General features: G+C 44.7%; 19 protein-coding genes and 1 pseudogene. 17 read left to right on the top strand and 3 right to left on the bottom strand.

Annotated features, from left to right (window positions below; genetic code table 11):
• Positions 1 to 41 precede the first annotated feature (41 nt).
• The 6 genes from B5F53_RS11435 to B5F53_RS11410 all read left to right on the top strand — a co-directional run bounded on the left by B5F53_RS11435 (position 42) and on the right by B5F53_RS11410 (position 4,519).
• Positions 42 to 275, top strand: a complete 234-nt coding sequence (locus tag B5F53_RS11435) for a helix-turn-helix domain-containing protein (RefSeq protein ID WP_087223496.1) — start codon at positions 42 to 44, stop codon at positions 273 to 275.
• Between the two features lie 11 nt (positions 276 to 286).
• Entirely contained in the window at positions 287 to 901 is a 615-nt protein-coding gene (locus tag B5F53_RS20350; protein ID WP_242970305.1) for a DUF3783 domain-containing protein, read from the top strand.
• 86 nt (positions 902 to 987) lie between these two features.
• Positions 988 to 1,227 carry a DUF1490 domain-containing protein gene (locus B5F53_RS11425; RefSeq protein WP_087223494.1) on the top strand — a complete coding sequence of 80 codons (240 nt, stop codon included), beginning with the start codon at positions 988 to 990 and terminating at the stop codon, positions 1,225 to 1,227.
• An 11-nt stretch (positions 1,228 to 1,238) separates the two neighbouring features.
• Positions 1,239 to 3,347 (top strand): heavy metal translocating P-type ATPase, encoded by a 2,109-nt coding sequence (locus B5F53_RS11420; protein ID WP_087223490.1) that lies wholly within the window; start codon positions 1,239 to 1,241, stop codon positions 3,345 to 3,347.
• A 162-nt stretch (positions 3,348 to 3,509) separates the two neighbouring features.
• Positions 3,510 to 4,061: a DUF3793 family protein gene (locus B5F53_RS11415; RefSeq protein WP_087223488.1), complete on the top strand. Its 552-nt coding sequence runs from the start codon at positions 3,510 to 3,512 to the stop codon at positions 4,059 to 4,061.
• Positions 4,062 to 4,096: 35 nt separating this feature from the next.
• On the top strand, positions 4,097 to 4,519 hold the full coding sequence (locus B5F53_RS11410) for a flavodoxin (RefSeq protein WP_087223486.1): 423 nt from the start codon (positions 4,097 to 4,099) through the stop codon (positions 4,517 to 4,519).
• A gap of 50 nt (positions 4,520 to 4,569) precedes the next feature.
• On the opposite strand, the gene B5F53_RS11405 is transcribed toward B5F53_RS11410, so the two are convergent.
• Together B5F53_RS11405 and B5F53_RS11400 are read right to left on the bottom strand one after the other, a co-directional pair.
• Positions 4,570 to 5,868 (bottom strand): DUF4179 domain-containing protein, encoded by a 1,299-nt coding sequence (locus B5F53_RS11405; RefSeq protein ID WP_087223484.1) that lies wholly within the window; start codon positions 5,866 to 5,868, stop codon positions 4,570 to 4,572.
• Positions 5,865 to 6,377, bottom strand: a complete 513-nt coding sequence (locus tag B5F53_RS11400; RefSeq protein ID WP_087223482.1) for an RNA polymerase sigma factor — start codon at positions 6,375 to 6,377, stop codon at positions 5,865 to 5,867. The genes B5F53_RS11405 and B5F53_RS11400 overlap by 4 nt, the downstream gene beginning before the upstream one ends.
• Positions 6,378 to 6,584: 207 nt before the next feature.
• Between B5F53_RS11400 and B5F53_RS11395 the strand changes: the two genes are divergently transcribed.
• From B5F53_RS11395 to B5F53_RS11365, 7 genes are all read left to right on the top strand, one after another.
• Entirely contained in the window at positions 6,585 to 7,265 is a 681-nt protein-coding gene (locus B5F53_RS11395; RefSeq protein WP_087223480.1) for a response regulator transcription factor, read from the top strand.
• On the top strand, positions 7,249 to 8,754 hold the full coding sequence (locus B5F53_RS11390; RefSeq protein ID WP_242970304.1) for a sensor histidine kinase: 1,506 nt from the start codon (positions 7,249 to 7,251) through the stop codon (positions 8,752 to 8,754). The genes B5F53_RS11395 and B5F53_RS11390 overlap by 17 nt, the downstream gene beginning before the upstream one ends.
• A 102-nt stretch (positions 8,755 to 8,856) precedes the next feature.
• Positions 8,857 to 9,477: an imidazole glycerol phosphate synthase subunit HisH gene (hisH, locus tag B5F53_RS11385; RefSeq protein ID WP_087223478.1), complete on the top strand. Its 621-nt coding sequence runs from the start codon at positions 8,857 to 8,859 to the stop codon at positions 9,475 to 9,477.
• Positions 9,477 to 10,235, top strand: coding sequence for an imidazole glycerol phosphate synthase subunit HisF (hisF, locus tag B5F53_RS11380; RefSeq protein WP_087223476.1), 759 nt, complete (start codon positions 9,477 to 9,479; stop codon positions 10,233 to 10,235). Before hisH ends, hisF begins: the two co-directional genes overlap by 1 nt.
• Before the next feature lie 45 nt (positions 10,236 to 10,280).
• The gene (gene ung / locus B5F53_RS11375; RefSeq protein ID WP_087223474.1) at positions 10,281 to 10,955 is read left to right on the top strand and encodes a uracil-DNA glycosylase; all 675 of its coding nucleotides are present in this window, start codon (positions 10,281 to 10,283) and stop codon (positions 10,953 to 10,955) included.
• 14 nt (positions 10,956 to 10,969) lie between these two features.
• Positions 10,970 to 12,622, top strand: coding sequence for a putative polysaccharide biosynthesis protein (locus B5F53_RS11370; protein WP_087223472.1), 1,653 nt, complete (start codon positions 10,970 to 10,972; stop codon positions 12,620 to 12,622).
• A gap of 19 nt (positions 12,623 to 12,641) precedes the next feature.
• Entirely contained in the window at positions 12,642 to 13,076 is a 435-nt protein-coding gene (locus B5F53_RS11365) for a serine hydrolase (RefSeq protein WP_087223470.1), read from the top strand.
• 362 nt (positions 13,077 to 13,438) lie between these two features.
• Here B5F53_RS11365 and B5F53_RS11360 read toward each other — a convergent pair whose 3' ends face one another.
• Positions 13,439 to 14,350 (bottom strand): AraC family transcriptional regulator, encoded by a 912-nt coding sequence (locus tag B5F53_RS11360; RefSeq protein ID WP_087223468.1) that lies wholly within the window; start codon positions 14,348 to 14,350, stop codon positions 13,439 to 13,441.
• 130 nt (positions 14,351 to 14,480) lie between these two features.
• On the opposite strand from B5F53_RS11360, the pseudogene B5F53_RS20850 reads away from it, so the two are divergent.
• The 4 genes and pseudogenes from B5F53_RS20850 (at position 14,481) to B5F53_RS11340 (ending at position 17,164) form a co-directional block, all read left to right on the top strand.
• Positions 14,481 to 15,256 (top strand): annotated as a pseudogene (locus B5F53_RS20850) (MFS transporter).
• Positions 15,253 to 15,843, top strand: a complete 591-nt coding sequence (locus B5F53_RS11350; RefSeq protein ID WP_087223466.1) for a cytidylate kinase-like family protein — start codon at positions 15,253 to 15,255, stop codon at positions 15,841 to 15,843. Before B5F53_RS20850 ends, B5F53_RS11350 begins: the two are co-directional and overlap by 4 nt.
• Positions 15,844 to 15,848: 5 nt before the next feature.
• Positions 15,849 to 16,667: an MATE family efflux transporter gene (locus tag B5F53_RS11345; protein WP_087223464.1), complete on the top strand. Its 819-nt coding sequence runs from the start codon at positions 15,849 to 15,851 to the stop codon at positions 16,665 to 16,667.
• Positions 16,652 to 17,164 carry an MATE family efflux transporter gene (locus tag B5F53_RS11340; protein WP_162610586.1) on the top strand — a complete coding sequence of 171 codons (513 nt, stop codon included), beginning with the start codon at positions 16,652 to 16,654 and terminating at the stop codon, positions 17,162 to 17,164. The genes B5F53_RS11345 and B5F53_RS11340 overlap by 16 nt, the downstream gene beginning before the upstream one ends.
• Positions 17,165 to 17,172 lie beyond the last annotated feature (8 nt).

The raw sequence follows: 17,172 nt of genomic DNA, 5'->3' as shown, positions 1-17,172 counted from the left end.
TACAAATGAAATCAGAAATACAAATGAGGCAGAGATACTAGATGCAAAAACAATATACGGGTTATTACAGACAAATCGGAGCCAAGATTAAATATTACAGAGAACGAAAGGGAATCAGCCAGTTAAAACTGGCGGAGCTGGCAGGTATCAGCAGGACGCATATGAGTAATCTGGAGGCTCCTCATATGGACAAGGCTGTTTCCCTGGAAACGCTGATGAATATTGCAGACGTTTTAGAAGTTCCGCTGAGAGATTTTTTCGATTTTGAACAGTAAGGAGTAAAACAGTGACAAGAAAAGAAATGGTATTGTATTACAGTCCGGCCAGGACAGGACATAATGCGAAATTTAAAGGAACTCTTGTGAGAATGGGGATTCAGATTCGGAATATAGAGTCCGGACAGTTCCATCAGAAAGTAGGGTATCTGGCAGGAATACCGGGATATGGAGAAGAACCTTCCGGTGCAGAAAAAGGGGAGATTCCGGAAGAGATGCTGGTTATGAAAAACTTTACCCAAAGAAGGATGGAAGAGCTGCTTTTTCAGTTAAGGAAGGCGAAAATTCCCCCGATTCCCATGAAGGCGATGATAACCGAAACCAATGCGGACTGGACGTTTTATGAACTGTACCGGGAAATTTCCAGAGAGCATGAGCGAATGACTGCAAAAAAGGCCAAAGTGATCAGAATTGAAGAACCGGATTTCGGATGCGAAGGCAGGCCGGAGAAAGATGCGGTTATGGATAAAGTGATTCTGCAGTGGGCGGACAGCAAAGAAGAATTTGTGACAGAAGCTGAGGAGGCAGAGCTGTTAAAAGCACAGATCAATGAGGGAGACGAAGTACTTGTAACCTGCAAAGGAAGAATCCTTACAGAAAGGGATGAGGAAACTTTCCGGCATTGACAGGAAAATTTTCCCATGCTATAATCAGTTTGATTATGAGTTAGTCTTGATTAACTAAAGAGAAAGACGAAAGGAGAAAGATTTCAATGGATTTTTTAAAGAATGAAAAAGCATTATGTTTTCTGGGCGGACTTGCGGCTGCGGTTGTGGGAGGCAAGGTGTTAAAATGGGACAAAACGCGCAAAGCCTGTGTAAAAAGTCTGGCCAAAGGCATGAAGTTTCAGCAGGATGCAAAAGAAGTTTTCCAGAACATGAAAGAAGAAGCAGAGGACATCTGCTACGATGCCAAACAGGAGGCGCAGGCAGCACGGGCGTCTGAAGAGTAAGAGGCTGTTTTATGAAATATAAAATTGTCTATGACAGACCGGGACGCCTGCGCCTCAGGGCGGGATCCGGAATCTTTACAAAGGAGCAGGGATATTATTTATCGGAAATCCTGCTGAAGAAAGCAGGAGCCCAAAGAGTAGAAACCTCCTATATGAATGGAGGGATTTTAATTTATTATCCGGAAGACAGACGCAGTGAGATTTTAGCATTTATTGAGCAGACGGATGCGGCCAGTCTTCTGGAAGGGAAGCCTCAGCAGGAAGATACTCTGAGAGAAGTACGGGATCATTTCCAGTGGGAACTGGCGAAAATACTGGGGAGAAAATATATCATCAGCCGTTTTCTTCCTTTCCCGGTCAGAGCCGGATTGATTACTTTTCGTGCATGCAGGTATTTCCTGAAGGGACTTCAGTCTTTAGGAAAGGGACGTCTGGATGTAGCTGTTTTAGACGCCACGTCCGTGACCACAGCGATTGTACGGCAATCGTTTACTACGGCTTCTTCTATTATGATGCTTTTGAACATCACAGAACTTCTGGAGGATTATACCAGGAAAAAGACGAAGCTGGCTCTCAGCCAGAGTCTGGCCCTGAACGTGGATAAAGTCTGGGCGCTGCGGCAGGGAGAAGAAGTTTCCATTCCGATTTCCAGAGTGGAAGTGGGAGATGAAATACAGGTTCGCTCCGGGCTGGTAATCCCTCTGGACGGAACCGTCGTTGGAGGAGAGGCTCTGGTAAATGAGTCTACGATGACAGGAGAGCCCCATGCCGTCCGCCGTGCTGCGGGAAGCAGTGTCTATGCAGGAACGGTAGTGGAAGAAGGGATGCTGACGGTGAAAGTCCGTACACTTGCCAACGATACAAGGCTTCAGAAGATAGCAGAAATGATTGATACCTCGGAGTCTTTAAAAGCAGGCGTGCAAAGCCGGGCAGAAGAGCTGGCGGATTCGATTGTCCCCTATAGCTTCTTAACTTCTCTGCTTACCCTGGCAGTGACCAGAAATGTAACAAAAGCAGTATCGGTTCTGATGGTTGATTATTCCTGTGCGATGAAACTTTCCATTCCCATTTCCGTTATTTCCGCCATGCGGGAAGCAGCCAACCGGGGAATTATGGTTAAGGGCGGGAAATATCTGGAAGCCTTTGCCAAGGCAGATACCATTGTCTTTGACAAAACAGGAACGCTGACAGATGCCTGTCCCAAAGTGGCTAGAATTATCCCTTTCGGAGAGTATGAAGAACGGGAAGTCTTAAAGATTGCCGCCTGTCTGGAAGAACATTTTCCTCACAGTATGGCAAAAGCCATTGTCCGCCATGCGGAAAAAGAACAGGTTTTTCATAAAGAAGAACATGCGGAAGTGGAATACGTGGTAGCCCACGGGATTTCTTCTATGCTTTATGGGAGACGGGTTCTGATTGGCAGCGCCCATTTCATCTTCGAGGATGAGAAGGTGATGCTGTCTTCCGAAGAAGAAGAGATTCTGGAACGGGAAGTAGAAGGGTATTCGGCGGTCTACCTGGCTGTGGGGGAAAGACTTGCGGGGATGCTCTGCATTGAAGATCCAGTACGGCAGGAGGCGAAAGAAGTGATTGCCGGCCTGAAAAATCTGGGAATCCGGCATGTGATTATGCTGACCGGCGACGGAGAGGCAGTGGCCAGATCGGTGAAAGAAAGGCTTGGGATTACACGATACCGGGCGCAGGTGCTGCCGGAAGACAAGGCTTCTGTTATTGAAGAGATAAAAAAAGAAGGCCATACAGTGATTATGGTAGGGGACGGCGTCAACGATTCTCCGGCTCTGGCGGCTGCTGATGTATCTGTAGCTATGAAAGAAGGCTCAGATATAGCAAAAGAAGTAGCAGATGTAACCCTTTTGTCCGCCAGCCTGAGAGAACTTGTAACCCTGCGGGTATTAAGCCAGTCACTGATGAAAAGAATCAGCAGGAATTACCATTTTATTTTAGGATTTAATACGATGTTAATCCTGGGAGGAATCCTGGGAATCTTAACGCCCTATGCATCGGCGCTGCTCCATAATTTGTCCACTATGGGAATCAGCGGGGTCAGTATGCTGCCCTGCCTGGAGGAGAAAAGAGACGAAAAAAAGATTGACAGATAATGGAAGAGTCTATATAATATTTATAAATCCGCATAAAGGAATGCGGATTTATAAATAAATATAAGTTAGTGAATGCTAACTGAAAAGGGATATAAAGGTTCTTAAATCCCTTTTTCTTACATAGATAGTTAGATATAACTAACTTTAGAAAGTGAGGAAACGATGATAGAAAAATATCTGATTGAATATTGTTCTCCGACTCTGGCCAGACTGAAAACCGCAAACTTATTCAGCATTTCTTATACAGACAGAGAAGAGCTTTCCAGTCAGATTTCCATCTGTAATCAGCAGCTCAATGAGAAGGGAATCTATGTTACCATTCTCAGAATGGGAGGAGAAAAAGCCCTGATTTATGTATATCGAAAATCAAGACTGGAGAAAGAATTACAGGGCAGGGAAACATCTGAGTTTCTTGCTTCCTATGGCTATGAGGAATTTACAGAGACTTATGCCATTGCCAGACTTCGGGAGCGATTTTCCAAAAGAGAAGATTTTCCCCATGAAATCGGAGTTTTTTTAGGGTATCCCCTGGGAGATGTGAAAGGATTTATTCAGCATCAGGGGCGGCATTATAAATGTGCAGGATGCTGGAAGGTATACCAGGATGAGGGCGAAGCCAGAAAACTGTTTGGAAAATTCCGAAAATGCCGGGCAGTTTATCAGGAACTGTTTCAAAAAGGAAGGTCTGTTTGGCAGCTGACTGTGGCTGCTTAACATAAAATATATTTTAGAAAGAAAGGGTAATAAAAATGAGTAAAGTTGCGGTAGTTTATTGGAGTGGGACAGGAAACACAGAAATGATGGCTCAGAAAGTTGCAGAAGGGGCGAAAGAAGCAGGGGCAGAAGTCAGCGTATTTACAGCGACAGAGTTCAACAGCCAGATGATGGATGACTATGATGCAGTTGCTTTCGGATGCCCTTCCATGGGAGCGGAAGAGCTGGAAGAGGATGAATTTGAACCCATGTTCAGCAGCTGTGAATCCAAACTTTCCGGTAAAAAAATCGCCTTATTCGGTTCCTACGGATGGGGAGACGGGGAATGGATGGATACCTGGACCCAAACCTGCAAAGATGACGGAGCCAATCTGGCGTGTGACAGTGTCATCTGTAACGAAGAACCGGATGAGGAAGCCCAGGAATCCTGCATGAATTTAGGCAGGGCTCTGGCATAACAGGGAGGGACTGCTGCGAAAGATCTTCGCAGCAGTCCCTCGTCTTTTCTTTACTGTATTTTATCCAGATGCAAAGTTGTGGAATATTTGGCGTTTTCCTTTAAGAGAGTTTCCCATTTCTCTTCCTGAGGTTTGCTTTCATTGTTGTTATAACGTTCTTCTCCCTTTAATTCATCCATATACTGTACATAATCCAGGATGAAAATCTGTATGGTGGAAATGTCACGATCCTGGATGGCGAAATTATTGGTACTGCTGTCAGACTCATTATAGGGAAGTTTGTTTCCGTCAGCGTCCAGGGCCACCAGGAAGAAGTTTCCCATTTGGTCTTCCGGATATTGTCCGGTGATTTCCAGTTCATAAGGAGTTAAAAGAATACTTTCAATTCCCAGACCGGCGTCATTGACGTCATTTACTTCTATGAGCTGTGTACGGGAGGTATCTACGGTAACAGGAATGTCAAAGTTCCAGGAACCCTGATAGATGTAATACTGGTGATCGTTGGGAATCGTGTCCCAGGAAGAATCTCTCTGTGCCATCAGCTGCGCCCACTCTTCGTCCGACATAGCTTCCAGTTCTTCTTGTGTATATCCGCTGTCCCATACTTCCGGATTCTGTTTGAATCCGTAAATCTGCTCTATATCAAGCCCTATGGAGAAAGAAGAGGGAAGTTCTCCTTCTGCGGCATCCTGCAGATCCAGACGGAGAATACAGGAATAGGTCTGATCATCCAGGAAGCGTCCCTCCAGGTTGTAAATATGAGACGGATCTTCCGGGGAAGCGCCGAAGTCATAAGTGGTATCGGCTGTCATGGAAATGGAGGGATTTCCCTGCTGATTGATAAGAATATCCGGGAAATCTGTTTCAGTTTCCATAAGCATGGTAATGTAGGCGGCCTGCTGATTGGCATAAATTTCAGATAAAGTAACGGTCAGACCATCGGAGGTCTGAGTAAATGCAGCAGGGGTGGCGGAAACGGCGCTTCCGGTTGCTGCAGCCGGATCTGATTCCGGTTCTTTCTCTTCCAGTGAAACAGCTACATCAGAAAAGTTTCCGAAAAAGCTTACCTGTTCCTGCAGACGCTCAAAGAGATGTCCTACCAGGGGCAGGTCTTTGGCCATTACCGGATTGGAAATGCAGAAAAGGCAGGCAAAGAGAAAAACAGCCGCTGCAGATGCAAAACCAATACTGCAGACTTTCATTCGGCGCAGGGAAGCCGGAGGTTTTTCCTGGGTAATCTGTTTTGCTTCGATTTTGCGGAAGGCCTGGTTGGCCTTTTCCTGTACAACCTGTGGTATTTCTGTTTCTTTATGGAAAAATTCTTTCAATTCCTGATCTTTTTGATTCATACGTGTTCCTCCTTTAAGGTATAAGAATTTAACAGCTTTTTGCGTCCCCGCTGCAGGCGGGATTTTACCGTACTTTCTTTTAAACCGAGAATATCCGCGATGTCTCTGATACGGAATTCTTCCAAATAGTATAAAAGAAAGATGGATTTGGTCTCTTCATCGAAACCGGACAGAAGCTGTTCCCACTCCAGCGTCTCATAATTTTCTTCGTAGACGGGAGTCTCGGGAAGCTGTTCCAGAAGATGGAGCCGGCTTCTCTGATGAAGAATATCTTTGCAGTGATTAATCAGGATGCGGGTCATCCAGGTTTTAAAGTAACGATTCTGCCGTAAGGAAGGCAGGTGTTCAAAACAGGAGAGGATGGTTTCCTGTATGGCGTCAGCCACATCCTCGTCATGGCGCAGATAAGCCCGGGAAATCTTATACATACTCTCCATGTGCTGATTCATTAATTTACAAAAAGCATCGGAATCTCCTTTCTTGGCTTTTCGTATCAGAAGTTCAGACATATATTATCCTCCTGTATTTGGCAGCCGGCCGGCTTTTATTTGTTACTACTTATTAGACAGATAAAAACAGGAAAAAGATGCATAGATGATACTTTTTTTGTTTATAAATGGATTATATCGTAAATTTGTAAAGGATGTTCACAAATGCGCCATAATTCTCTGTTATAGTTTAGGGAAAGAATGGAAGAACGAGGAGGCAGAACAGGTATGGAAGCCCTGAAAATATTAGTGGTAGATGATGAAAGCAGAATGCGTAAGCTGGTAAAAGATTTCTTAATGAAGAAAAATTTTGAAGTTCTGGAAGCCGGGGACGGAGAAGAGGCAGTGGATCTGTTTTTTCAGCAGAGAGATATTTCCTTAATTATCCTGGATGTGATGATGCCGAAGATGGACGGCTGGCAGGTATGCAGGGAAATCCGGAGACATTCCAAGGTGCCCATTATCATGCTTACAGCCAGAGGCGATGAAAGAGATGAGCTGCTGGGATTTGAACTGGGAGTGGATGAGTATATTTCCAAACCTTTCAGCCCGAAAATTCTGGTTGCCCGGGTAGAAGCCATTTTGCGGCGTACCGGCCAGGGAGAAATGGGAGATGTGATAAGCGCAGGGGAGATTGTTCTGGATAAATCCGCTCATATGGTGACTATGAAAGGAAATCCGGTGGAACTCAGTTATAAGGAATTTGAACTTCTGGCGTATTTTATGGAAAACCAGGGAATTGCCCTTTCCAGGGAAAAGATTTTAAATTCCGTATGGAATTACGACTATTTCGGTGATGCCAGAACTATTGATACACATGTAAAGAAACTGCGCTCAAAGCTGGGAGAGTGCGGAGAATACATTAAAACGGTATGGGGAATGGGGTATAAATTTGAAATCGAATCATAAGAAAACACAGGATTCCCTGAACAGGCTGACGCCCCATTCCCTCCGGTATCAGATTACAGTGATATTTCTGGGACTGTTTTTACTGTCCATCGCTTCTATAATTATCATTAACGGATTTTTTCTGGAGGATTACTATGTAAGTAAGAAAACAGAGTCGCTCTTACAGGCGTTTAACAGTCTTCAGGAGTATCGGGAGGAAGAGGGAGAGATTCCTGATCAATGGTATCGGACCAGTCAGAAGAAAAATCTGACCTGGGTTATTGTGGATTCCCAGTCGGGAGCTGCCGTCGCCGGAGTGGGACAGGACATCAGCCAGCAGGCGGCCCGTCTTTTCGGCTATATTTATAACATTGACAGGACGAGCCCGGAGGTCTTAGAGAAAACAAGTACCTATATTATACAGAAAAACAGGGACAGTTTTGCAGGGATGGATTATCTGGAAATCTGGGGGATTTTAAACAACGGAGACTACTGTATGGTTCGATCCCCTCTGGAGAGCATCCGGGAAAGCGCCAATATTTCCAATGGATTTTACTTCTATGTGGGAATTATGATTATCTTTCTGGGGATTGTGATTATCTGGATGGTAACCAAACGGATTGCAAGGCCCATCAGCGAACTGACGGCTCTTTCTGTACGGATGTCCGAGCTGGATTTCGACGCCAGGTATCAAAGCCGCGCCGGCAATGAGATTGATGTGCTGGGAGAGAATTTTAACCGGATGTCCGAGCAGTTGGAACATACGATTTCTGAGCTGAAATCCGCTAATAACGCTCTTCGGAAAGACATCGAAGATAAAGTGAAAATTGATGAAATGAGAAAAGAGTTTTTAAATAATGTGTCTCATGAACTGAAAACACCCATTGCCCTGGTACAGGGATATGCGGAAGGTTTAAAAGAAAATATTTCAGAAGATGCAGAGAGCAGAGAATTCTACTGTGATGTCATTATGGACGAAGCCGCTAAGATGAATAAAATGGTAAGAAATCTGCTGACCTTAAATCAATTGGAATCCGGCCAGGATATGGTGACCATGGAGCGGTTTGATCTTGTGGAGCTGATACGGGGCGTCATTCAGTCTTCCGACATTTTAGTACAGCAAAAAGAAGCCACCGTGATTTTTGAAGAAACGAACCCGATCTCTGTCTGGGCCGATGAATTTAAAGTGGAAGAAGTAGTTACCAACTATTTTACCAACGCCTTAAATCATCTGGAAGGGGAGAAGGAAATCGAAATTAAAATTACGGAATATGGGGAAAACCAGGTGAAGGTTCATGTGTTTAACACGGGAAAAACGATACCTGAAGAAGATCTTCCTAATTTATGGAACAAATTTTATAAGGTAGATAAGGCCAGAACCCGGGAATACGGAGGCAGCGGAATCGGCCTGTCCATTGTAAAGGCGATTATGGAATCCTTCCATCAGGAATACGGTGTCATAAATTACGATAATGGGGTGGAATTCTGGTTTACGTTAGATAGAAAGTAGAAAAAAGGGAATGGCTGTAAAAACGTTTTGCAACCATTCTCTTTTTGCGTTATACTATTATATTAGTGAAATAGAGTATATGAGTAAAGGCTGTGAGATAAGATGATTGGAATTATTGATTATGATGCCGGTAATATTAAAAGTGTAGAGAAGGCGCTTGCATATCTGGGCGAAACTCCGGTAATTACCAGAGATCCCGGAACCCTTCTGAAGGCAGACAAGGTGATTCTGCCGGGAGTGGGTAGCTTTGGCGACGCCATGGAAAATCTGAAAAAGTATGAGTTGATTCCTGTGATTCATGAGATTGCAGAAAGAGGAACTCCCTTTCTGGGAATCTGCCTGGGACTGCAGCTTCTGTTTGAGAGAAGCCAGGAGAGCCCGGGCGTTTCCGGACTTGGCTTATTAAAGGGAGAAATTCTGCGTATTCCCGATTCTCCGGGACTGAAAATTCCCCATATGGGATGGAACTCCCTTCATCTGCAGAATGGAGGAAGGCTTTTCAGGGAAATTCCGGAAGACAGTTATGTATATTTTGTGCATTCGTATTATCTGAAGGCAGAAGAGCCTCAGATAGTTAAAGCAGTAACCGAGTATAGTACCTGTATCCATGCAGCAGTGGAAAAAGACAACATTTTCGCCTGCCAGTTTCATCCGGAAAAAAGCAGTGCCACAGGACTTCGGATTCTGAGAAATTTTGCAGAACTAAAAGGAGGAAGAGACTGATGTTTACGAAACGGATTATTCCCTGCCTGGATGTAAATCAGGGAAGAGTGGTAAAAGGCGTAAACTTTGTGGACCTGCAGGATGCAGGAGATCCGGTGGAGATTGCCAAGGCCTATGACGCAGCCGGAGCAGACGAGCTGGTCTTTCTGGATATTACGGCCTCCAATGAAGGAAGAAAAACAGTGGTTGACATGGTCAGAGAAGTGGCCGCCAATGTATTTATTCCTTTTACGGTAGGAGGAGGAATCCGAAGCGTGGAGGATTTCCGGACCCTTCTGCGGGAAGGAGCGGATAAAATCTCCGTGAATTCCTCGGCCATTGACCGTCCGGCGCTGATTACAGAAGCAGCCAATAAATTCGGAAGCCAGTGTGTGGTAGTGGCCATTGACGCCAAGAGAAGAACCGACGGAGGCTGGAATATTTATAAACACGGCGGGCGGCTGGATACGGGAATAGACGCCGTAACCTGGGCAAAACAGGCAGAGAGCCTGGGTGCAGGAGAAATCCTTCTGACCAGCATGGACTGCGATGGAACCAAGGCCGGATACGATTTGGAACTGACCCGTTCCATTGCAGAGGCAGTATCCATTCCTGTTATAGCTTCCGGGGGCGCCGGAAACCTGGAAGATTTTTATGATGCATTTACAGAGGGAAAAGCAGACGCCGCTCTGGCAGCTTCCCTGTTTCATTATAAAGAACTGGAAATCCGGCAGGTGAAAGAATACCTGGCTGAAAGAGAAATTTCCGTCAGACTTTAACAACAGATAAATCCCCAAAAAGGGAATTTGAGTAAGGAGAGAAGTATGGGAGAAATACAGGGACAATGGCTGGAAGCCTTAAAAGAGGAGTTCGGGAAGCCCTATTATGCAGATTTATACCGGACAGTGACAGAGGAATATAAGACAAAGACGATTTTTCCGCCGGCACAGGATATGTTTAACGCCTTTGACTTTACCCCTTTAGAGAAAGTAAAAGTGGTGATTCTGGGACAGGATCCCTATCATAATTACGGTCAGGCCCACGGCCTTTGTTTTTCCGTTAAAAAAGGCGTGGCGATTCCTCCCTCTTTAGTGAATATTTATCAGGAACTTCATGATGATCTGGGATGTTATATTCCCAGCCACGGATATTTGGAAAAATGGGCAAGACAGGGCGTACTGCTTTTAAACACCGTGCTGACGGTCAGAGCCCATCAGGCCAATTCTCACAGAGGAATCGGCTGGGAAGAATTTACCGACGCGGCAATTAAAGCCCTTAATGAACAGGATCGTCCCATAGTTTTTATGCTGTGGGGAAGACCGGCTCAGACGAAAAAAGAGATGCTGCATAATCCGAAGCATCTGATTCTGGAAGCGCCTCATCCCAGTCCTTTTTCCGCCGGCAGAGGATTTTTCGGATGCAGGCATTTCAGCCAGGCCAACCGGTTCCTGGAAGAGAACGGGCTGACACCCATTGACTGGCAGATAGAGAATCATTAAGAAAGGAAGGCACAATGAGTAAGAAAGATAACACACTTGTGAAAAATGCTTCTTTTCTGATGGTGGCGGCGCTGATTTCCAAAATCATCGGTATGATTTATAAAAGTCCTCTTTCTGCTATGCTGGGCAATGAGAGCTTTGGGTGCTTTCAGTTTGCACAAAACGCCTATTTCATCTTACTGATGATTGCATCTTTCAGTATTCCTCAGGCAGTTTCCAAGATTATGGCAGAACGTATCGCCTTCAAACGGTACCGGGACGCACAGAGGGTCTTTAAAGGAGCGTTATTATATGCAGCTCTGGCCGGGGGTGCAGTGGCTCTGTTTTGTGTATTCGGGGCTTCGATTATGGTTCCGGATAATATGAGCAATGCCAGACTGGCTTTGCAGATGCTGGCTCCCACGATTTTCATTTCCGGCCTTTTAGGGGTTTTCAGGGGGTATTTCCAGGCTTATCGGAATATGATGCCTACCTCCCTGTCACAGATTATTGAACAGATTGCAAATGCCTGTGTGGCGTTAGCTATGGCAGGATATATGATGCGTCTTTTTTCGAATCAGGGAGAAGACGCAGCTATCCGTTGGGGAGCAGCCGGAGCAACCATGGGAACCGGCGCCGGCGTTTCTGCCGCTTTTTTGTTTATGCTTTTTGTATATGCGGTGAACCGGAAAACCATCCGCCGGAAAATAGAAAGAGACCGGGTTTCTCAGAATGAGAGCTACGGCAGGGTTATGAAAATCATTGTAATGATTGTCATGCCCATTATTTTCAGCGCCTTTATTTATAACGTAAACGGTTATATCAACAGTTATATGTACTCAGAATTTATGGGGATGAAAGGACTTGAGAAAAATACGATTCAGGCTCTGTATGCGGAATACGGATATTATATGACGCTGATTAATATTCCCCTGACTCTGGCAAGTACGGCGCCTACCTCCATGATTCCGGAGGTTTCCGCCCACTATGCCAGAAACGATATAAAAGAAGCAACGGAGAAAACCAATAAAGCGGCCTGGATCAGCATGCTGATTTCCATTCCCGCCGCAGTGGGACTGGGAGTTCTGGCCAAACCGATTACGGCTCTTTTGTTCCCGGCGACTTCCGGTGTTGCCGCCCATTTAATGATCCTGGGCGTTGTCACCATTGTGTTAAACGGAATGTCCAATATTTCCAACGGAGTGCTTCAGGGAATCGGAAAACCCAATATCCCCATGGTGAACGCAGCCGTTTCCCTGGCTGTGGATGTGGTATTGCTGGGTGTTTTACTGGCGTTTACTGACCTGGGAATTTATTGTGTGGTTATCGCCATGATTGCGTATGCCATTGTAATGTGCGTACTGAATGACAGAGCCATGAAGAAATATATGGATTACAAAAATCCATGGAAAGAAGCTTATCTTCCTCCGTTTCTTGCCTCCATTCCCATGGGGATTGTGGCCTGGCTTCTGTATTTCGGCCTGGATAAGGTAATGCCGGAGAAAGTACTGGGATCGATAAGTGTGTCCATAGGAATCTGTCTGGTGATTACTATCGCCATTGCGGCGGCGGTTTATTTTATTGTTTATTTATTTGTGGCGAAACCGTCCCGGGAAAGTCTGATGGGATTTCCCGGATCCGGAATTATTATCAGGCTTGCTTCCAGATTTCATCTGTTAAGAGATTAAGAGACTCTTTTGCGATACTATGGAGAAAGAACAGAGAAAAAGACAGAGAAGGAGGAGGCTGCTTGCAGGCGGAGGACTCCTTCTGATTATGGGAGCCGGGATTTTTGCCGGCTGGCAGAATGATAAAGAAGAACAAAAAGAAGCAATAACGGCTGCAGCCCCAGAAACAAAAACAGAAGAAGTCACAGCCACTCCTGAACCGGTCAGCGCTCTGGAAAGCCTGCAGACCAGAATGGAAGAGCGGGTTGCCAAAGAGAGCGGAACCTGGAGTATCTATATAAAGGATCTGAATACGGAAGATGAGATTTCCATCAATCCGGAGCAGATGTATGCGGCCAGTTTAATTAAACTGTTTGTGATGGAAAGTTCTTATGAAAACAGGGAACTGCTGGAAGAAAACAGCCGGAAGACGGCGCAGAACAAAAGGAATCCTGAGAATGGCGGTAGCTCATAAGGAAATATTACAGATACTATGAGTTATGCTAGGTAAACGGGAAAATAAAAAACTCTATGTGATTGAGAAATCTTTCACATAGAGTTTTTGTTTTAATACAGTTTATTTATTTGCTTTTCAGCGTTCCAACGGAACGCGCAGCCATCGCCGCAGGCGATGATCGTAGGGGTTTGGGGATATGTCACCAACAAGCATTTTAGGCAGGAATACCGGGAACGGTTTCCTTCCTAAAATACGCAGTCTTACGGAAGATTGCATTGCTTGCCGATATGTTTCTCGAAAGATAAGCGATAACTTATTTAGTTAACTTGACATTGATTTATGACATTTATCATTCAGGGAAAAATTAAAGTATAAAGTATTTATTTTTCTCGGAGCTGGTCTCTGTATTTTTTGGGGGATATACCATGATGTTCCCGAAAAACTTTCCCGAAATAGCTCGCGCTGTTAAAGCCGCATGAAATAGAAATATCTAACAGGGTTTTGTCTGTGCTTGCAAGCAGTATGGTAGCTATGGATAGTCGATATTCTGTAAGATATTCAATCGGTTTTTTCCTTAAAACAGTCTGAAAACAGCGAAAAACCTCGGTTCTGCTGATAGCGGCTGCTCTTGCCATATCGTCTGCGCTGATGCGCTCACCATAATGTGCATGAATAAAAGTCATAATCTTTTGTAAGCGCTTCGTCTGAGTACTCTTTGAAATAGGTGTGAGCGGACTTTTGTTTGCGCTTATTTGCTCTGCCAATAAGCGGGATATTTTACAAACAGCTTCCATGCAGCGAAGTTCGTATGTTTGCTCTGTCCTGTTTATTTCATATAAATCTTTTAGGCCGGACAAAATGGCGGCGTTGGACGGATTGCTTTGTGCAAAAACCAAACATTCCGTCCCCGATTCCAGTATAGGGTAAATATTCCGATTATAAATGGTACGAAAAGACTCTGTATTAAAAAAATTGGTCGGCAAGATGATGCCTGCCATCACTGTACCTGGTTCGAGTCCTTTGACACTGTGAAAGCATCCGGCATTCAGGAAAATACCATCGCCTACGGAGATTTTATGTACTGACAATTGCTCGTGTTCATTATAAATCGTATATTCTACAACGCCTTGCAAAACAAGTCCAAACTCAAATTCGTCATGCCAATGACACCCCCATTCTCTGTGCAAATAATCATCGAAATGGTCGCTACATACAGCAAGCGCAAGAGAGTCGCTGTCATATAATATATTTTCCCGAAAATTTTCCGCAATTTGAAGCGTCTTATACTCCATGGGTTACCTCCTTCCGTGAAGATGGAACGATTTTTACAAAAATATGTACTATTCTCTCTTTGATTCACTTTATATCGGTATTATAATCATATACTGTGCGAATGTCAACAAGAAGAAAGGAGGACTGAACATGAAAGCCAGTTTTCGCACGACAATCAGAGCGTGCTTTGTCGGTTATATCGTTCAGGGCATTGTAAATAACTTTGTGCCATTGCTTTTTTTGACGTTTCAAAAAAGCTACCATATTCCGCTTTCACAAATCACATTGATTGCTACATTTAATTTTGGAATACAGCTTTTGATTGATTTGTTTTCCACCGGATTCATCGACAGGATTGGGTATCGGGCATCCATGGTTCTGGCCCATCTGCTTACGGCAGTCGGTTTTATCCTTTTGACAATATTGCCAGAGATTTTGCCATCTGCTTTTGCTGGAATCTTGGTTGCTGTAGCAGTATATGCCATTGGGGGCGGTGTTCTGGAGGTGCTTGTAAGCCCAGTGGTGGAAGAGTGTCCTTCCGACAACAAAGAAAAGACGATGAGTAAGCTGCACCCCTTTTACTCTTGGGGTCAGGCGGGTGTCGTGCTGTTCTCCATATCCCACAGCTCAGTTTAATAGCCTGTGCGGTTTGTGGACTTTCCGTTGGAATTATGTGGCCCGGAACATTCAGTAAAGCATCCGCAGCGTTATCAAGAGGCGGGACGGCCATGTTTGCGCTCCTGGCTTTAGGCGGAGATATTGGAAGTTCGTCCGGCCCCACTTTGGTGGGAATTGTGTCAAACGCTTTTAGTGGCAATTTGAAAGTAGGAATTTTAGCGGCAACTATTTTTCCGATATTGCTGCTTGTTGGAGCTTTTCTTTGTAAGAAAATCATGCTCAGGAATGGAGGAAAGAGAAACATATGAACAAAGTCATTACCATCAGCAGGGAATTTGGAAGCGGAGGCCGGGAGCTGGGGGCGCTTATCGCCCAGCGGTTTCATATTCCCTTTTACGACAAAGAACTGATTTTTCTTGCCGCTCAGGGCAATACCCTGTCGGCTGAAGTGATTGAACAATATGAAGAACATTTGCAATTAAACACGCTTTGGAGCGCAGGACAAAATCTGCTCCCGTTTTATCAGCAGCCCATTACGGATCAAATCTATTTTCGACAGTGTGAAATCATTCGGAAATTGGCGGAAAAAGGCCCTTGCGTCATTGTAGGGCGTTGTGCTGACAAGGTACTGGATGATGCGCTGTGTATTTTTGCATATGCAGATATGAAAGCAAGGATAGAGCGCAAAATCCGGCAAGGTATTCCCGGCTCTGTTCAAGAGGTAGAACATCATATCAAAGAGATTGACAAAAAACGCAGACACTATTATGAGCATTACACAGATGTCAAATGGGGAGATATTAAGAATTATCATCTCTGTATCAACACCACACATAACTCTTTGGAAGGCTGTGCGGATGCTGTAGCTGTCTTTGCAGAACATTTCAGGAGGTAGATTATATGGATTTACTAAAAAGTCCAATTCAAAAGTTATATAGGAATTTTCTTGTTCCATCCTTACTTTCAGCAGTCGTTACTTCCGTTTATAGCTTTGTTGACATGATTGCGATTGGGCGGGGTGTAGGCCCGGAAGGAACCGCTGCGATTTCTATTGCAACCCCCATTTTAGGGATCATCTCTTTTTTTGGTATCCTCTGTGGTGTAGGTGGGAGCGTATATTTGGGAAAAGCACGCGGCGAAGGAGCAACAGAAAAATCAAACGCCTATTTTTCAGCGTCGCTTTTTCTTGCAGTTGTTGTGACCATTTTTGCATGGGTGGGATTTATCGTCTTTTCAACCCCCATCTATCGATTTTTTGGCGCTACGGAAAATCTGATGCCCTATGTGCAGGAATACACGAATTGTATTGTCTGGACAATGCCATTTTTTATTCTGTCGGCGTACCTCACGAACATTGTGAGAAGTGACGGCGCTCCAAACAAGGCTATGAAGGCAGTCATAATCGGCGGCATATTTAACATATTTGGAGATTGGTTTTTTGTATTCCCTATGGGGTGGGGAATGTTTGGTGCCGCCTTAGCTACTGTACTGGGAATGATCATCCAGTTTACCATATTGTGCTCCCATTTCTGGAGCAAGCAATGTGGACTAAGGATTGCAAAGCCGTTTCGACCTCTCCGAGCTTTCCGAAACATACTGCTTACAGGATTTAGTTCCAGCGTTGTTTCAATTTCACTCAGCATCCTGACAGTCATTCTCAATAAACACAGGTTGTGCGTTATGGCGGAGAAACAGCGCTGGCCGTGTTTGGTGTGGTAGTTACCTTTTTGCTATTGTTCCAGAGCCTGTTTGCCGGTGTAGGACAGGCAATACAACCGATTGTTTCAACAAACTTTGGAGCCGGGTTCAAACAGAGAATTCGTGATGTTGATAGATTTTCAATGATGACAGCGCTTTTTATGGGGGCGGGATTTACCTTGATCGGCGAGCTGTTCCCTTTACAGATCATTCGGCTGTTTATTGATGCAACCCCTGAAATTTTGGAAATTGCGCCTAAAATTATCCGTATTTATTTCCTTTCGTTCCTTTTGATGGGTGTCAATATCCAAACGGTTTATTATTTTCAGTCGATATTGAAGGCAAAATTGGCGACCATTTTGGCTTTGCTGCGAGGCTTGCTATTCAGTGGAATATTGGTGTACCTGCTTCCATTAGCATGGGGGCTTGATGGTGTGTGGTGGGCAATGGGAATTGCCGAAATTTTGGTTGTTGCCATATTGGTTCCGTTAAGGCGTACCAATAGGCAAGTCTCCTGAAGTATAGT

Origin of the sequence: Blautia sp. An249 (assembly GCF_002159835.1) — a bacterium.
GTDB lineage: Bacteria > Bacillota > Clostridia > Lachnospirales > Lachnospiraceae > Blautia_A > Blautia_A avistercoris.
The sequence above is the reverse complement of the archived record's forward strand: the minus strand, read 5'-3'. Positions and strand labels throughout refer to the sequence as shown.

Excerpts from the sequence above, each read along its gene's own strand:
- B5F53_RS11405 (WP_087223484.1), bottom strand. The coding sequence starts at position 5,868 with ATGAATCAAAAAGATCAGGAATTGAAAGAATTTTTCCATAAAGAAACA.
- B5F53_RS11410 (WP_087223486.1), top strand. The coding sequence starts at position 4,097 with ATGAGTAAAGTTGCGGTAGTTTATTGGAGTGGGACAGGAAACACAGAA.
- B5F53_RS11420 (WP_087223490.1), top strand. The coding sequence starts at position 1,239 with ATGAAATATAAAATTGTCTATGACAGACCGGGACGCCTGCGCCTCAGG.
- B5F53_RS11425 (WP_087223494.1), top strand. The coding sequence starts at position 988 with ATGGATTTTTTAAAGAATGAAAAAGCATTATGTTTTCTGGGCGGACTT.
- B5F53_RS11350 (WP_087223466.1), top strand. The coding sequence starts at position 15,253 with ATGAACAAAGTCATTACCATCAGCAGGGAATTTGGAAGCGGAGGCCGG.
- B5F53_RS11415 (WP_087223488.1), top strand. The coding sequence starts at position 3,510 with ATGATAGAAAAATATCTGATTGAATATTGTTCTCCGACTCTGGCCAGA.
- hisH (WP_087223478.1), top strand. The coding sequence starts at position 8,857 with ATGATTGGAATTATTGATTATGATGCCGGTAATATTAAAAGTGTAGAG.
- B5F53_RS11435 (WP_087223496.1), top strand. The coding sequence starts at position 42 with ATGCAAAAACAATATACGGGTTATTACAGACAAATCGGAGCCAAGATT.
- B5F53_RS11395 (WP_087223480.1), top strand. The coding sequence starts at position 6,585 with ATGGAAGCCCTGAAAATATTAGTGGTAGATGATGAAAGCAGAATGCGT.
- hisF (WP_087223476.1), top strand. The coding sequence starts at position 9,477 with ATGTTTACGAAACGGATTATTCCCTGCCTGGATGTAAATCAGGGAAGA.
- ung (WP_087223474.1), top strand. The coding sequence starts at position 10,281 with ATGGGAGAAATACAGGGACAATGGCTGGAAGCCTTAAAAGAGGAGTTC.
- B5F53_RS11360 (WP_087223468.1), bottom strand. The coding sequence starts at position 14,350 with ATGGAGTATAAGACGCTTCAAATTGCGGAAAATTTTCGGGAAAATATA.
- B5F53_RS11400 (WP_087223482.1), bottom strand. The coding sequence starts at position 6,377 with ATGTCTGAACTTCTGATACGAAAAGCCAAGAAAGGAGATTCCGATGCT.
- B5F53_RS11345 (WP_087223464.1), top strand. The coding sequence starts at position 15,849 with ATGGATTTACTAAAAAGTCCAATTCAAAAGTTATATAGGAATTTTCTT.
- B5F53_RS11365 (WP_087223470.1), top strand. The coding sequence starts at position 12,642 with ATGGAGAAAGAACAGAGAAAAAGACAGAGAAGGAGGAGGCTGCTTGCA.
- B5F53_RS11370 (WP_087223472.1), top strand. The coding sequence starts at position 10,970 with ATGAGTAAGAAAGATAACACACTTGTGAAAAATGCTTCTTTTCTGATG.